Consider the following 15,990-nt stretch of genomic DNA (forward strand, 5'->3'; position numbering starts at 1 on the left):
TTGAAAAATGCCGTCTGTTTCAGACGGCATTTTGTTACCCCTCCGACAAAGACTTGACCGCCAGCGCAATTAGCGCGGCTTGCGGAATCCCCCGTTTTTCCGCTTCCGTCTTAATCAGTTCCACCGTTTCGGCGGGCAGCTTGAAATTTTTCTGCACAATACCCCGTTTTTCATTGGAGCGTTTTTGAATTTCCGTTCTTGATAGAGCCATGATGTTTCCTTTTCAGCATAAAAGCCCGATTTGTCGGGCTTTTTTTATGCCGTCTGTTTTCAGACGACATAACAGCAATAAAATTTAATAGGCTAATATGTCATCGGAACGGCTAAACCATCCCATTTTTTCCAGGGCTGTAAACCGGAAACGTCAAACTTGAACTGTGCATTACCGTAACCGAAAATATCAATCTCTACAATTAACTTTTTCGCACCGTTGATAATAGGCTGATACAACGCCAAATTCTGCAACATACAACCACCTATGCCACCATGAGCTTCCATTAAACGTTCGGAACAGCCGACAATATTTGTCGAACTGGTCTGCATACCATCAATCGTCATAATCATATCATCATCAAGCTTGTAGTTAACCTTGCAGCCCTCAGGGTGACATACATCAAACTGTCCATCCGATAAAGTGAACATTACTACTGGAAACCTCTCATTTTGATCATTTATTGAAAAAGCCAAATCTAATCCGACAGAACCATATGGACTGCCGATATCAACCTCATTTTCAGACTGAAGCACCGCAAAATAAGTAGTTCTATTCCGCATTTCATCTTTTCTTTTTGAATAATCCCACCCCCTTTTTTTAGCTGGCAAATCTGGAGAAGAAGCCACGGCAATACTTGCCTCAGAAGCTGACGGTACGGATACGGTATTGTCTCCATTGTCGCAGCCTGCCAATATCAAGACTGAAATCGTAAAAAATATTAAATGTTTCACAATCAAATTCCCTTATCAAAGATAGTCAAATGTTATATTTTTGTAAATTATTTGACAATCATTTTCTTTCTGTTTACATTCAGTTTCACGAGGCGTCGAAAACCTCTTAGCAAACGGCATTCACCCCGTCAGCGTGAATTTTTTACGTCCATTCGATTCTTTGGTTTCCTTTGTTGTTTGTTTCGATACCACCGAAGTTTCCTATGGTCGGGAGGGCTGCGAATACAAGACCCGCTTCCAGCGGGGAATAAGCACGGCCCATTTGCTAGGGTTTTCGAACCTCCCGACCGCCCATTTCGGGCAACTTCGAATGTATAGCAAAGGAAACTTCATCATGAACCAAGTTCAAAACATCTCTTTCCACGGCCAAACCGTATCCGTTTTTTCCCAAAACAACCAACACTACGTCGCCATGAAGCCGATCGTTGAAAATATCGGCTTGGATTGGGTCTCACAACATAAAAAAATCCAACGCAGCGAAATCTTAAATTCAACTATGGTCATGATGACCATAGTTGCAGAAGACGGCAAAAAACGTGAAATGCTCTGTCTGCCATTAGACTACCTCAACGGCTGGCTTTTCGGCGTTGATGCTCAGCGTGTGAAACCGGAAATCCGCGAACGCCTGCTGACCTACCAACGCGAATGCTTCCGCGTATTGAACGACCATTTCAACCGCCCGCGCGAACAGCTTACCGTCCCCGCGATTCCTGATCCGTTCCGAATCAAAGAGGAGGATGCGCGCCATGAGATGCAGAAAATATTCTTCACCATCGAGTCTGCGCTGCATGATAACGGTGTGATGCACCCGGATACGTTCCGCGATTACAGCCACGGGAAAACGGGCAAACGGGTCATCAGTCTGAACTTCTGGAAAATGTCGCTGGTCATCCGCCGTATCATTGAGGATATTCCGAAAATGGTTATCGACCGCAGCCCTGAAGTGCGCCGCCTGATTGACGAGGCGCGATATGATTTGAACTGCGATGCGCTGCCCGCGCCGGAGGAAAATCAGTCTGCTGCTCCTAAGAAGCCTGCCGATTCAAGCGATGCCCAATGCAGAAAACGCGAGATTGCGGAAAGCCACAAATCCGCCATCGCCCGCCTGCTGACATACGACGGAGACAAATCGGCAATCGGGCTGGCGGAATGCGCGGCGGCAAACGAAATCATCAATCTGTCCAGGGTAGTCAGCGACGCCTATGAAAACTTTATGTTCTCCAATGAAAACCAAAATTTGACGGACGAGGATTTCAAATGTGCGATGCTTGAATTGGCGCGCCTGAAAAATACGGTGATGGAGCTGTCCTGCTGCTGATTTTTTGCTGTCCGATTATGCCGTCTGATGGGTTTCAGACGGCATTTTTGTTATAATATGCGCTTAAAAATTAAAGCCCTGCGGACTCCGACGGGGCTAGGGATGGTCGGTGCGCGAAGAAATCGACTGATAAATGACTATTGATGATTTGCTTGCCCGTTGGGGCTTTTGGCGTTCGGTTCGGGATGATAACGGACTGGGTTATGCAACCAGTGCGGCAAACCGTGCAATGGCAGGCGATGCGAATACGGGCGGAACGCGTCCGTTGCTGCCTTATGGGGTGGACGCGGATTCGGTGTTTTCTGCGGTGGACAGGGTGGTGATGGGTTTGCCGCGCTTCCATCAAGAGGTGCTTAAGGTGCAGTATTCGGGCGGATTCGCTACCCGTAGTGCGAAAGTCAAGGAATGCGGGTGCAGCGGGGCTTCGTTCTACCGCTATCTTTCGGACGCTGAAGCTATGCTGGCTGTGCGTTTGAGGGACGGTGAGGTGGGCAGGCTGTTAAACGGCCGTTAAAAAAGGCTTGCAATCTTGAGACTGGAATGTTTAAATTATGGAAAACTGCGGTTTCGTGCGTTCAGGTGCGATGCCGCGTTTTTTTTTTCATCTCATTTCCTTTCGGTTGAAACCCCGCCCTTTAGGGCGGTAGAATCAGAATTTATTTGGGAGGGGCGTAACCCCTTCCAAACCAGGACGGCACATAGGGCGACGCTTTATGTGTCGTCCTGTGTGTTGAAACGTCATTTGTTGAATCCTTATCTGTTATTAAAGGTCGTCTGAATTTCAGACGACCTTTCTTTTTGGAGATGTCATGCCGGCAATTCGTGTCGATGTCAGCAAAATGGTCGCACGCTTGGATGATGTCCGGCGCCGACAAGTCCCGTTTGCCGCTAAAAATGCGGTGAACAAACTGGCTGCACAGGCAATCGGCAATCTGCAAGATGAAATGAGGGATTCGTTCTTCAACCCGAAGCCGTGGACGTTGAATAGTCTGTTTGTCAGACAGTATGCAACCAAGGAGGAATTGACCGCCGTGGTCGATTTCAAGGACGGTGCAAAGGATAGAAGCGCGGGCAGATATCTGACGGCGCAAATTTATGGTGGGAGCCGTCGGGCGAAAGGTATCGAGGCGTTTCTGGTTTCGCGGGGATTGATGCCCGCGGGGTATCGGATTGTGCCGTCAGATGTGGTAAGGCTTGACCGTTTCGGCAATATCACGCTGGCTGCGTTTCGGGCAATGGTGCGCGGATTGAACGACGGGACGCATTTCGCCCTGCTTAAACGACGCGGCAAGCTGCCTGCGGGAATTTATAAGCGACAAAAAAGAAAAGTAAAAGCCTTGGTTGTGTATGTGTCAGCGGCACAGTATGAAAAACGTCTCCGGTATTTTGAGGTTGCGGAACAAGCTGTCGTCAGTAATCAGCAGGCAGTCTTTGCCGAAGAACTTGAAAAAGCATTCGCCACAGCCCGATAAGGTACTTCCCGGACTTTCAGCCACGCGGGTAATTCGAGCCGCGATTTCTGTTAAGCGACAGGTTTGTATGGGTTGCTTGCTGGGTTAATGAGGAACTGACATGAAAGTGAATAAAAGACAGCTTGCCGATATTGTCGGTGTTACGGAACAGGCTTTGACCAACTGGCAGAAAGAAGGTCTGCCGGTGGCGGCCTATGCAGATAAAAACGGGCTTGCGAATGAATACGATACCGTTGCGGTTATCCGCTGGATGTTTCAGCGGGAACTGGAACGGCTGAACAAGGAAAAGCCGCGCGATCGGCTGGATAGGGTGAAGGCTGAATTGGCTGAACTAGAGCGGGACGAAAAATTAGGACAGCTTGCGCCGGCCGCGATGTTTGAGCGCGCATGGGGCGACCATGTTTTAGCGGCGCGGACGGAATTTTTAACGATGCCCGAGCAGTTGGCGGCTGAACTGACGGCGACGTCGGGCGTGGAAATAGACCCTGATACCATTGCGGCGTACATCAACAGGGCGTTGGAAAAATTATCGAATTACGGAGCAGAAAACGATGGAGATGACAGCCGCAACCATGCAGGCGCGGATGGCTGAAACGGTGGCGCGGGTGTTGCGGCAGGCGTGCCGGAAATGGGCACCGCCGCGCAAGATTAAAACCCGCGACTGGGCGAAAAAGTACCGCTATCTTTCCAGCATAGAGGCCGCCCGACCGGGCAAATACGTTTTGGACGTAACACCGTATCTGGCATGGGAAAACAGCCCGCTTGATGCGCTGGATGACCCGTCCGTGCAAGTGGTTGTTTGCCAGAAATCGGCGCAAGTGGCGTGGACTTCGGGTGTGTTGGGTAACTTTTTGGGCAAATCCATCGATGCCGAACCCAGTCCGATACTGGTTCTGTTCCCGAAAGAGGGGGCGGCTAAAGAGTACATGGACGAAAAATTCGTTCCGATGGTCGAAGCGACGCCCGCCTTGCGCGAGAAAGTCGATACCCGTATCCGTGCGCAAGGGCAGCGGCAGTTGTTCAAGAAATTCCCCGGCGGTTTTCTGAAGCTGGTGGGCAGTAACAGCCCCGCCAGTGTGAAATCGTCGCCGGTGCCGATTGTGTGTGTGGAGGAGCCGGACGACTGTAACCTGAACCTGCGCGGTCAGGGCGACAGTATCAAGCTGGCAAAGGAGCGCACCAAAACCTACCGCCGACCGAAAATCGTATTAGGCGGCACGCCGACTATTGCGGGCGTCTCGACAATCGCCGCCGAAATGGAGTTGTCGGACAAGCGCGTCGGCATGGTGCCGTGCCACGAATGCGGCGAAGCCCATGTGTTGAGCTTCGATTACCTTTCTTGCGACGAAGACCCGAACGGCAACCATCCCGTTTTCGGCAAAAAGCTGCCGGAAACGGCGCATTACACCTGCCCGAACTGCGGCGCGGTGTGGAACGACATGCAGAAAAACCGTAATGTGCGTCGCGGTTGGTGGCAGGCGACCGCGCCTTTTCACGGCACGGCAGGTTTCTACCTGAACGAGCTATACAGCCCGTTCCCCGGCAGTGTGTTTTCCGAACTGATGAAAAAATGGTTGACCGCGCAATACGAAGCGGACAACGGCGATATATCGCCGATGATTGCCTTCGTCAATTCGTCCATCGGAATCCCGTTCGAAATGACCAATGACGGCGTGAAGGAAGACGACCTGGCAGAACGCGGCGAAGACTACGCCGAAAACACCGTTCCGCGCGGCGGCCTGATTCTGACTATGGGCGTGGACGTGCAACATGACCGGCTGGCCGTCATCATCCGCGCATGGGGGCGCGGCGAGGAAAGCTGGCTGGTTTGGTGGGGCGAAATCCACGGCAACACGGTGGACGTCAAATCCGACGTGTGGCGCAAACTGGCCGAGATGATATTTCAGACGGCCTACAAGCACGAAACCGGTGCGGGAATGAAAATAGCGGCGGTATCGATAGACAGTTCGGACGGCAATACCTCCGACGCGGTGTATCACTTTGTGCGCGGCTGCCGTGGCGTGAAAGCGGTGAATGTGATGGCGGTCAAGGGCAGCACCAACCCCGATAAAGAGATTTTCAGTCGGGCGCGGGCGATTGACTTGAAGCACAAAAACACCAAGGCCGACAAATTCGGCGTGCAGGTGTACAGCGTCGGCGTATCGCGGGCGAAGGACTTGCTGATAGACGAGCATGCGCGCATCAATCTGGAAGGAAGCGGGGCAGGGCGGATGCACTTTTACAAAGATGTCCGCGCCGACTACTGCGGCCAGTTGTTGAGCGAAGTCAAAGTACCCAGCCGCATGAACAAGCACAAAAAGGTTTGGCAGAAAAAAGTCGGCGTACGAAACGAGGCATTGGACTGCGAAGTCTATGCCCTGCACGCCGCCCGCTCGGTCGGCACGCATACCATGTCGGCGGCAAAATGGGCGTTATACGAAAACGCGCTGTTGCAGTCGGAACTGTTTGCCGAACCGAAACCCGTCGAACAGGTACAGGAAAAAACGAGGGCGGACAGCGGCAGCGGTTTTGCGGCAACCAGACGCCGTAAGGGTGGTAACTTCGTTACCAATTATTGATTTAGGCCGTCTGAATAGATGGCTGTCCAGCCGGTTAAGCGTCAACCGGACGTCAGAAAACGCTTTTCTGCTACATTTCAGATTAGGGCTTGATACGACGTTGCCCGAAGTTAGAGGGTGCGGCCAAGGTTTGCGGCCGCCTTTTAAGTGCAAACCAAGAAAAAGGCCGTCTGAACAGCAGATTTCAGACGGCCTTTATACGGCTGTAACCATGAACGAGAAAGAACAGGTTCTATCACACATTCGGACGCATCCGGGTTGCACATCGACCGGTGTTGCCAATGAGGTGTATGGAAAGCAGAAGTGGAGCGGCTGGATTCTTGCCCGCCGCGATATTGATACGCTGATTGAGGAAGGCTTGGTGGAAGAGCGTTTCGAGGAAGGCGTCAGTAAATTTTATGCAAAAGAGGCCGTCTGAAAATGAACGGTAATGAGTATGCGGTAGAGCTTGAAGAAGCGCGAGAAATTCTGAACAGCCTTCGAAAAGCCTACAAGGAACATGCGGCAGGCAGGGGCATGACCAAGCGGTACAAAATCAAAGACCGCGAAATGGAATTTTCCAGCCTTGCCGATTTGTTGAAGCAGATACGGTTCTGGCAGCGGGAAATTACGCGGCTGGAAGCGGCGGCGGGTGTTTCCCCGCGCCGTTCAGGCCGTATCATCACGCGATTTTAGGATGAGCTATGGCAAAACAATCAAATGCCGCGCCGCAAAAGCGCGGTTTTTTTGCGCGTTTGTTCGGCAGGCGGGAAGCCGTTCCGAAAACAGCCCGCCGCAGCTTTGCAGGGGCGCGTCCGGGCGGATCGCTGGCTTTATGGCAGCCGCAAAACTGGTCGGCGGACGCCTTGGCGCGGTCAGACCTTGACCGCCTGCGCGCCCGCGCCCGCAGCCTTGCTCGCGACAACGACTACATGCGCAAGTTTTTGAACATGGTCGAAAGCAACGTTATCGGGCGCGATGGTTTTGCCCTGCAAATGCGTGTTTTGCTGGAAAACGCCGACAAGCCCGATGCCTTGGCGAACAAGGCCATCGAGGCAGCGTTTTCCCGCTGGGCGCGGCGCGGTGTGTGCGACGTTACCGGCCAGATGTCTTTTACCGACCTGCAACGGCTGCTGATTCGCAGCGTGGCGCGGGACGGCGAAGTGCTGATTCGTCATATTTCAGGGTTTGACAATGATTACGGCTATGCGTTGCAGGTGCTGGATATTGACCGTTTGGATACGGGATACAACGTTCCGCAGCAAAACGGGCGTAACGCCGTGCGCATGGGTGTCGAGCTAAACAGCTATTCCCGTCCTGTGGCGTACTGGTTGCGGACGGCGCATCCGGGCGAATCATACGGACAGACGAATACGGGCAATTTGCGCGAACGGGTGCCGGCAGCGCAAATCAGCCATATTTTCCTGCATGACCGCCCAGAGCAGCGGCGCGGCTTTCCGTGGGTGGCTTCGGCCATCATCGGCCTGCAAAATCTGTCGGGCTATCAGGAAGCGGCCATTATCGCTGCCCGTGTCGGTGCATCGAAAATGGGCTTTTTCAAACAGACGGAAGATGCCGACAACTTCATGCCGCCGATTGACGGGCAAGAGGTCGATAACGGGCGCGGCAGCATCGATTTAATCGATTCGGTCGAGCCGGGTACGTTCCACGAACTGCCGCAGGGTTACGACTTTACGCCGTTCGACCCGGATTACCCGCACGCCAATTACGACGCATTCGTCAAAGCCAGCCTGCGCGGTATCGCCAGCGGTCTGAACGTGGCTTATCACAGCTTGGCGAACGACCTTGAGGGCGTGAACTTTTCCAGTATCCGCAGCGGGACGCTGGAGGAACGCGACACATGGATGACGTTGCAAAACTGGTTTGCCGAAGCGTTCTTGTATGACGTATTCGATCGCTGGATTGAGGCGGCGTTGCTAATGGGCGCAATCAAGATGCCGTCCGGCAAATCGCTGCCTGCCGGCAAGCTGGACAAGTTCAAGGCCTGCAACTGGCAGGGGCGCCGCTGGTCGTGGGTTGACCCGCTGAAAGATATTAATGCGCATAAAGAGGCAGTGGCGCTGGCGGTCAAATCCCGCCGCGATATTTGCGCGGAAATGGGTTTGGATTTTGAAGATGTTATTACCCAAATCGAACAGGAAAACCAGATGTTGGCAGGAAAAGGAATCATTGCCGACGTAAAACCGGCCGCATCGGCGGCAGAACCGGAATCGGAGGATAACCCGAATGAAGAAAATGAAGCCTGATAAGGCGCTAATGCAGCAAATGAGCCGCTTTGCCGTATTTCAGCGCGAAAGTGTTGATGTTGAAAAACGGACGGTCGAAGTAGCGTTTTCCAGCGAAGAGCCGGTAGAACGCTGGTTCGGCGAAGAAGTATTAAGTCATGCGGCGGGTGCCGTTGACTTAAGCCGTCTGAACGACGGTGGCGCGGTGCTGTTCAATCATGGCTGGAGCGACCAAATCGGCGTCATCGAACGTGCTTGGATTGATGCCGACAAGCGCGGCCGTGCCTTGGTACGTTTTGGCAACGGTGCGAAAGCGGCGGAAAAATTCCAAGACGTGCAAGACGGCATCCTACGCCATATCAGCGTCGGCTACCGCGTGGAAGACATGGTATTGGACAATCCCGATGCAGACGATGAGGACTACCGTTACATCGTTACCCGCTGGATGCCGTATGAAATCAGTTTTGTAACCGTTCCGGCAGACCCGACAGTAGGTGTCGGCAGATCGGCGGAACCATTTATTGAAAACCCTGTAAACCCAACCCCTGAAAAAGGAAATCGAAACATGGATAAAAATCAAATTCCCGCCGCGGCGGAAACTCCCGCTGCTGCAATCCCTGCCATCGCAGCAACCGATACCAACAACACCGCCGAACGCGGTATGCAGAACGAACGCGCGCGCGTTTCCGAACTGCTGGCCATTGGTCGCAGTTACGCCGCCCACGGCGGTATCGAAGCAGCCGAAAAGGTTATTAAAGAGGGCGGCAGTGAAGCCCAATTACGCGCCGCCATCATGGCAAACATGCAGACGAAGCCGACCGTTACCGCCGGTGAAATCGGCATGACTGATAAAGAACAGCGTGAATTTTCCCTTCTCCGCGCCATGTCTGCCGCCGCAACCGGCAAATGGGACAAAGCGGGCTTGGAACGCGAAGTGTCGGAAGAGTTGGAAAAACGACATGGTCGCGCAGCGGCAGGCTTCTTTGTGCCGACTGATTTGATTGCCCGCGCTTACAGCAAAGGCAATGCGGCAAACGGCGGCAACGTCATCGAAAACGACTTCCGCGAAGACTTGTTCATCGAACTGCTGCGCAACCGACTTGCCGTTGCCCAGTTGGGCGCCACCGTACTGGACGGCTTGGTCGGCGACATCACTATTCCGAAACACCTGACTGGAAACACCGTTCAATGGGTGGATGAAAACGGCAGTGCGACCGAATCGAACGCCACTTTCGGACAAATGAGCCTGAAACCGAAAACCGTTACCGCCAATACCGAATTGAGCCGCAAATTCATTTTGCAATCCTCGCTGTCTGCCGAACAGTTCGCCCGCAGCGAATTGTTGAAAGCGATGATGCTGGGTATCGATTTGGCGGCCATCAATGGCAAAGGTACCGGCAACGAACCGACCGGCATCCTGAATACTGCCGGCATCGGCGCGGTGGAAATCGGTGCGAACGGCGGTGCGCCTGAATGGAAGCATATCGTCGCTTTGGAAAGTGCCATTGCCGCCGCCAATGCCGACATCGGCGATTTGGCCTACATCACCAATGCCCGCGTCCGCGGTCTGCTGAAAACCAAGCTGAAGGCCGACGGCGTGTCCGGCTACATCTGGCAGGACGGCGCAACGCCGTTGAACGGCTACCGTTGCGCGGTATCAAACCAAATTCCGTCCAACCTGACCAAAGGCACGGCGGCCAACAAATGCAGCCCGCTGATTTTTGGTAACTGGTCTGATCTGATGATTGCGCACTGGGGCGTTTTGGATGTGATTGTTGATCCGTACACCAAGTCTACTGCGGGCGCGGTACGCATCACCACGTTGCAAGATGTGGATATTGCCGTTCGTCATGTCGAATCCTTTGCAGCCATTAAAGACATCGTGGCTGCTTGATTGTGAAACCCAAGGTCGTCTGCATTTCAGACGACCTTATTAATTGAGGTATTAAAAATGGCAAAAATCAAAATTATCCCGACCCGTAGTTTTTTCGATGGTGAACAGACGTTTGCCACAGGGAAAAAATATTCGGTGGACGAATCTGCGGCGGCTGTCTATATCCGCGAAGGTTGGGCGGTAGAAGCGCCTGCCAAAGAGGCCGAATCACCTGTTGCCGATGGCGGCGAAGCTGAAGATAGCGGTAACGCATCCGGTGAAGGCGGTGAGGACGGCAGTGTTTAACGAGCCGCTGAACGTGTTTACCAATCCTGCTGATTTCGGTGAAACCGTGATGATTGACGGTAAAGAGGTAAACGCGATATTTGACCGTGAATTTATGACGGATAGCGGGTTTGGTGTTGTCGTTGCCAATGCCGACCCGCAAATCATCGTTACTGAAGACGACCTGCCGGAAGACGTGAAGTCGGTGGTTGTTACCGTGCGCGGCAAACGTTATGCGGTGGCGGAAACCGATTTTGACGGTTGCGGAATGGTTGTTGTGCAATTGAGGGCGATACATGACAAGCCGACTTACTGAAATCCGCAATGCGGCGACAGATGTGCTGAAAACGAAGTTCCAGCGCGTGTATTCCGGGCGTGGTTTCGCGCCTGCGCAATCGCAGTTGCCGTGTGTTGTGGTGTACGTTGACAGTCGCCGAACAGAACAGGAAACGTTTGATTTTCCGCCTACCTACCGGCATACGGTGCGGCTGGTTACGTTGGTTTGCGTGCAGGCTGCTTCCGGTGCGGACGAACTGGCGGAAGAGATGCTGTCTTTGATTGGGCAGTTGTTTGCCGAACATTCCGATTTGGGTGTTGGTGATTTGGAAAATCTGGTGCCTGATTTGCTGAATATCGATTCCGACGAAAGCGGCGAAGCCGTTACCGTCTATTATCAGCAAGGATGGCAGGCAATTTATTTTGATACGGCAGTCTGATTTCAGATTGCCTTTAATTTGGAGTTAAAGTATGGCAGTGAAATTACCGAACGGTGCGACCGTTCACATTGCGACCGCTTTGGCGGCGGAGAAAAAAGCTACGGTGGCAACTAATGCTGCCGAATGCGTCCTGACGGTAGCAGGACACGGGTTTGCCAACGGCGATTTGGTTTTGTTTAAAAGCGGCTGGGGAAAGTTGAATGAACGCGTTTTCCAGATTGGCGATGTCAAAACCGATACATTCAAGCTGACCGGCATTGATACTTCCAATGCAGATGAGTTTCCGGCAGGCAGCGGTATTGGTGCTGTTCAGAAAATTACCGATTGGGTGCAAGTTTCGCAAATTGTAGAATTTTCGACCAGTGGCGGCGAGCAGCAATATGTAGATTTTGGTTTTCTGGAGGACGATTTTGACCAGCAAATCCCGTCCACGAAATCAGCTATGTCAATGTCGATTAAGATCGCTGACGATACTTCGTTGCCCGGCTACAAGGCGGCTGCAAAATGCAGCGATAAAGGCGGCAAGTGGCCTTTGAAAGTGGTTTTGAAAGGTGGTGGGCTGATTTGCTATAACGGTTATCCCAGCATGAATAAAACCCCCGAATTGGTTCGTAACCAAGTAATGGCTGTAACGTTGTCCTACGCCATTTCCGGCGAAGTAAACCGTTATTGATTTTATCGGCATATCAAGGTTGTCCGAGTTGCTCGGGCAACCTTATTTATTTGGAGTATTGAGATGGCAAAACTTACTTTGAAGCCTGATGCAACTTTCCGACATACCGTGAAAATCCCTGTTCCCGGTGCAGAGCCTGCGGACGTCGAATTTGAATTTAAGGCGCGCGGCCGCAAGGCGATGAAAGAATTTACCGAAAAGCATAAAGACGGCTGGACGGCAGATACCGTCTTGGATTGTGTTCAAGGCTGGGATTTGGAAGAAGCATTCGACCGGCAGAATGTCGAAATCCTGCTGGATAGCTATCCGATGGCGGTGTTTGCCGTCGTCAACGGCTATGTTGAGGAAGTCTTCAATGCCCGCGAGGGAAACTGATTGCCGCCGCGCGTGCGCTTTATGAGAAGCAGCCTGACGCGGCGGAATTGAATGTATTCGGATTTTCGGCGGACGATTTTTCAGAAGAGGAGACCACTTTTGGCGTATGGCCGTGCAACTGGCAGGCGGTGCAACTGTTTATTGCAGTATCGACGCAGTGGCGTATCGGAATGTCGGGTGCGACGGGGTTGGATTATTCCGCCGTCGCAGCGGTTATGGAATGCGGCAATATCAAGCCGAAGAAACGGAAAACACTGTTGGAGAAAGTCCGCATGATGGAGCTTGAAGTGTTGTCAATGTGGGCAGGCGAACATGAATAACGAAACTAAGATTTATATTACCGCCGAAACAGGCGGTGTCGTCAGCGGCGTAGAAAAGGCAAAACAGTCCATCAAGTCTTTGGGGGACGTGGCATCTTCCCAGGGGCGGCGTATTTCTGACGGATTGGTACATAGTGGCGACGGCGCGGAGAAATCGACAACGGTAGTGTCGGCGGCATCGAAGCGGACGGAACGGTCTTTGGCTTCTCTGGAAAATGCCATCCGTCGCGATATAGCCGTTAAGATTGCAGGCGGTAAGGCAAACCGAGAGTATTACGAAGAGCTTGCGCGCCAGCGCGGTATCGATATTGCACGGCTTAATCCGCTACTGTCCCAATTGGACAGGCATAATACGCAGACCAATCGCGCTACGCAGTCTGTCAAGCAGTTCAATAACGCATTGCGGCAGACCCCGGCACAAATTACCGACATCGTTACCCAGCTTGCAGGCGGGCAAAGCCCGTTTCTGATCATGATGCAACAGGGTGGGCAGTTGCGTGATATGTATGGCGGCTTCGGCGGTATGCTTAAGGGGCTGGCCACGGTCATTTCCCCTATGCGCCTTGCTGTTGCGGGGTTGGGCGGCGGCATTGCGGCATTGGGTTATGCGATGTATCAGGGTGCAGAGGAATCGCGCGAATACCGTAAAGCCTTGATACTTGCCGGAGATGCAGCAGGGATTACTGCAGACAGGATGCAGGAAATCGCTGTTTCGGTCGGGGCAGCGACGGGCGGCTATGCTGATGCGCGTGCTGCAATTACGGCCTTGGTCTCAAGCGGCAAGGTTGCAGCGGACAATTACGAACAGTTCGCCCGTAGTATTACCCTCCAGTCGCAGGCAACGGGACAAAGTATTGACGATTTGGTTGATAAATATACTGAAATCGCCAAAGACCCGCTGAAAGCCGTGGTGTCCCTATCAGCCACCTACCGAACAATGACTGCCGATGTTTACGAGCAGGTCAAGGCTTTGCAGGCACAAGGTCGGGAGCAGGACGCGGTTGCATTGGTGCAACGGAAATTTTCCGAAGAGTCGGAAGATATGGCAAAACGCGTACTGGGCAATCTTGGATTGATTGAGCGGGCGTGGAAAGATATTAAAGAAAGTGCGTCGGAGGCATGGGATGCTGTTAAATCCATAGGCCGGGACAAGACCAAGCTGGATGAAATTGCCGCGCTGGATTCGTTTATTTCCCAAATCGAAACCAACAAAAAACATCCGGTTACGCAATTGTTTTGGGGTGAAGAGGGCGAGCGTAAGCTGCAGGAAGCCTATGCGCGGCGTGCCCGGTTGCTTGCCGAAATCGACAAGGATGCAGCCGCTGCTGAAGCTTTGCGGAAGAAACAGAAGCAGAACCAAAACCGAACTGAAGGTAAGGCCGAATTGGCTGCTATTTCGGAACGTTATGCCACTCGAGAGCAGCAAAAGCAACGCGAACTGCAGGAAAACGACAAAGCACTGGAAAAGGCGTTGGACGGCATCACTGACGCGATGGGGCGGCAAGCAGCCATTAATGAGCACGCGGCAAATGTCAAGCAGATTAATGAAAGTTTTGCCGAGAAAAAACACGGCGGGCCTAAAAAAAACAAAATTGAGAAAGAGAAGTTTACTGTTAATCAAACCGTACTTAGTCAGGCAGCACGGTTTGATTATGGAGGTCTAGAAAAACGCTACGGATTACCTAGAAACCTGCTGGCTGCATTGTCGATGCAGGAATCGCGCGGAAATGTGAATGCGATTTCACCAGTTGGGGCGCGCGGTACGATGCAGTTTATGCCTGGTACGGCGAAGCAGTACGGTGTTGATGTTCGTAGTGTTGCATCTTCTGCGGATGGGGCGGCTCGTTATCTGCGGTATTTGCTGAAACGGTATGACAACAATATTGTCAAAGCGTTGACTGCTTATCATAGCGGCGAAGGAAATGTAAATAAAGGCCGTATCGGCCCTATCGGCAGAAAATACGCTCCTGAAGTAATGGCACGCATGAATTGGCTTAGCGGCGGTAAAGGTGAAATAAGTCATGACCCGCGCCGTGATTTTGTCGATATACCGTCTTCCGGCTACGAAAAATGGGAGGAGGATTTTAACCGTCGGGCGGCGGCGGCGGGAGCGAAGCGGGTGCTGGAAATTTTAAACGGCAACCGCGCCATCGGCGAACAGTTGAAGTTGTTGTCCGACCCGACTTTCGGCGATTGGACGCTGAAGCAGCAGGCCGATGCCCGCGAGCTGGCGGAGAAGGCCGACGCGCAGGATAGTTTGACGGCCGCCTCCAAAAAATATTCCGACATAGTGAAGCAAATGACCGACGATTCGAAAGACAAGTTGGATGACAGGCTGTTTGAAATTTCGCTTATCGGCAAAACCCGTGAAGAAATCGAGAAACTGACGCTGGCGAGACTGTGGGACAGACAGATAGCGAAAGCCCGTGAAGAAGGTGCGCCGTTGGAAAGTATCGATTTATTGGAGCGCGGCAAGGCGGAAGGGATGAGCAATCTTTCTCAAATGCAGAAGGCGCGTGCAGATAGCGACAATGATTGGCGCGGCGGTATCGAGTCCGGCTTGAAAAGCTACATCGATTCATTCGGAACGATGAGGCAGGCGATGGAAAATGCCACCGTACAAACCTTCGACAAAATGGGGGATGCGCTGGCAGACTTTGTTGCCACAGGCAAACTTGATTTTCGAAGCCTGACCGTTTCCATTTTGCAGGATTTGTCAAAAATGCTGATTAAAATGGCGATTGTCAATGCAATGAAGTCGGCGTTGGGTTATGCCGACGGCGGTATTGTCGGCGGCGGGAGTACGCAGTTTGACGCGTTGTTTTCCGGCGGTGGTTATACCGGCTACGGCGGGAAGTATGAGCCTGCCGGCATTGTCCACAAGGGCGAAGTCGTATTTTCCCAGCGGGACGTACGTAATCACGGCGGCGTTGCGGCTGTCGAGCGGCTGCGGTTGAATGGTTATGCCGGCGGCGGTGCAGTAGGACTGCCGTCTGTTTTGACCGGAGTCCGTTCGACCGGGGCTGGAGGCATGCAGGTCAACATCACTATAAATCGGGACGGTAGCACCGAATCGGACAGCAGTGCCGATACGGAGATGGCGAAGCATCTTGCCGCCGCCATACCGGGCATGGTGGAACAGTGGTATGTCAAGAATGTGTACCGTGAAAACGGTACTTACCATAAATAGGTCGTCTGAAAGGAACCGA

At 52.7% G+C, this 15,990-nt stretch carries 18 protein-coding genes; 16 read left to right on the forward strand and 2 right to left on the reverse strand.

Annotation, left to right across the window (positions count from 1 at the left end):
• Positions 1-34: 34 nt before the first annotated feature.
• Together H3L95_RS01300 and H3L95_RS01305 are read right to left on the reverse strand one after the other, a co-directional pair.
• The gene (locus H3L95_RS01300) at positions 35-211 is read right to left on the reverse strand and encodes a hypothetical protein (RefSeq protein WP_003757641.1); all 177 of its coding nucleotides are present in this window, start codon (positions 209-211) and stop codon (positions 35-37) included.
• Between the two features lie 92 nt (positions 212-303).
• Positions 304-945 (reverse strand): hypothetical protein, encoded by a 642-nt coding sequence (locus H3L95_RS01305; RefSeq protein WP_128887912.1) that lies wholly within the window; start codon positions 943-945, stop codon positions 304-306.
• A 334-nt stretch (positions 946-1,279) separates the two neighbouring features.
• Here H3L95_RS01305 and H3L95_RS01310 point away from each other — a divergent pair, with 334 nt between their 5' ends.
• From H3L95_RS01310 to H3L95_RS01385, 16 genes are all read left to right on the forward strand, one after another.
• A complete protein-coding gene (locus tag H3L95_RS01310; protein ID WP_241429715.1) occupies positions 1,280-2,263 on the forward strand; it encodes a phage antirepressor N-terminal domain-containing protein in 984 nt (327 codons plus the stop codon).
• 133 nt (positions 2,264-2,396) lie between these two features.
• Positions 2,397-2,777 (forward strand): hypothetical protein, encoded by a 381-nt coding sequence (locus H3L95_RS01315; protein ID WP_003757649.1) that lies wholly within the window; start codon positions 2,397-2,399, stop codon positions 2,775-2,777.
• A 295-nt stretch (positions 2,778-3,072) separates the two neighbouring features.
• Positions 3,073-3,735: a hypothetical protein gene (locus H3L95_RS01320; RefSeq protein ID WP_003757651.1), complete on the forward strand. Its 663-nt coding sequence runs from the start codon at positions 3,073-3,075 to the stop codon at positions 3,733-3,735.
• Between the two features lie 100 nt (positions 3,736-3,835).
• Positions 3,836-4,327, forward strand: coding sequence for a DUF1441 family protein (locus H3L95_RS01325; RefSeq protein ID WP_003757655.1), 492 nt, complete (start codon positions 3,836-3,838; stop codon positions 4,325-4,327).
• Entirely contained in the window at positions 4,293-6,314 is a 2,022-nt protein-coding gene (locus H3L95_RS01330; RefSeq protein ID WP_241429716.1) for a phage terminase large subunit family protein, read from the forward strand. The genes H3L95_RS01325 and H3L95_RS01330 overlap by 35 nt, the downstream gene beginning before the upstream one ends.
• A 211-nt stretch (positions 6,315-6,525) precedes the next feature.
• Positions 6,526-6,732, forward strand: coding sequence for a hypothetical protein (locus H3L95_RS01335; RefSeq protein WP_003757661.1), 207 nt, complete (start codon positions 6,526-6,528; stop codon positions 6,730-6,732).
• 2 nt (positions 6,733-6,734) lie between these two features.
• Positions 6,735-6,989 (forward strand): DUF6148 family protein, encoded by a 255-nt coding sequence (locus H3L95_RS01340; protein ID WP_003757663.1) that lies wholly within the window; start codon positions 6,735-6,737, stop codon positions 6,987-6,989.
• An 8-nt stretch (positions 6,990-6,997) separates the two neighbouring features.
• A complete protein-coding gene (locus tag H3L95_RS01345; protein ID WP_003757665.1) occupies positions 6,998-8,560 on the forward strand; it encodes a phage portal protein in 1,563 nt (520 codons plus the stop codon).
• Complete coding sequence (locus H3L95_RS01350) at positions 8,541-10,433, forward strand: phage major capsid protein (protein WP_182096187.1); 1,893 nt, start codon at positions 8,541-8,543, stop codon at positions 10,431-10,433. The genes H3L95_RS01345 and H3L95_RS01350 overlap by 20 nt, the downstream gene beginning before the upstream one ends.
• Before the next feature lie 57 nt (positions 10,434-10,490).
• Positions 10,491-10,718, forward strand: coding sequence for a hypothetical protein (locus H3L95_RS01355; RefSeq protein ID WP_003757670.1), 228 nt, complete (start codon positions 10,491-10,493; stop codon positions 10,716-10,718).
• Positions 10,711-11,013 carry a head-tail joining protein gene (locus H3L95_RS01360; protein ID WP_003757672.1) on the forward strand — a complete coding sequence of 101 codons (303 nt, stop codon included), beginning with the start codon at positions 10,711-10,713 and terminating at the stop codon, positions 11,011-11,013. The genes H3L95_RS01355 and H3L95_RS01360 overlap by 8 nt, the downstream gene beginning before the upstream one ends.
• The gene (locus tag H3L95_RS01365; RefSeq protein ID WP_003757674.1) at positions 10,994-11,413 is read left to right on the forward strand and encodes a hypothetical protein; all 420 of its coding nucleotides are present in this window, start codon (positions 10,994-10,996) and stop codon (positions 11,411-11,413) included. Before H3L95_RS01360 ends, H3L95_RS01365 begins: the two co-directional genes overlap by 20 nt.
• 31 nt (positions 11,414-11,444) lie before the next feature.
• The gene (locus tag H3L95_RS01370; protein ID WP_003757676.1) at positions 11,445-12,086 is read left to right on the forward strand and encodes a phage tail protein; all 642 of its coding nucleotides are present in this window, start codon (positions 11,445-11,447) and stop codon (positions 12,084-12,086) included.
• A gap of 63 nt (positions 12,087-12,149) precedes the next feature.
• Entirely contained in the window at positions 12,150-12,461 is a 312-nt protein-coding gene (locus H3L95_RS01375) for a phage tail assembly chaperone (protein WP_003757678.1), read from the forward strand.
• A 47-nt stretch (positions 12,462-12,508) separates the two neighbouring features.
• Complete coding sequence (locus tag H3L95_RS01380) at positions 12,509-12,781, forward strand: DUF1799 domain-containing protein (protein WP_003757680.1); 273 nt, start codon at positions 12,509-12,511, stop codon at positions 12,779-12,781.
• Positions 12,774-15,971, forward strand: a complete 3,198-nt coding sequence (locus H3L95_RS01385) for a phage tail length tape measure family protein (protein WP_003757682.1) — start codon at positions 12,774-12,776, stop codon at positions 15,969-15,971. The genes H3L95_RS01380 and H3L95_RS01385 overlap by 8 nt, the downstream gene beginning before the upstream one ends.
• Positions 15,972-15,990 lie beyond the last annotated feature (19 nt).

Origin of the sequence: Neisseria sicca, assembly GCF_014054945.1 — a bacterium.
Taxonomy (GTDB): domain Bacteria; phylum Pseudomonadota; class Gammaproteobacteria; order Burkholderiales; family Neisseriaceae; genus Neisseria; species Neisseria sicca.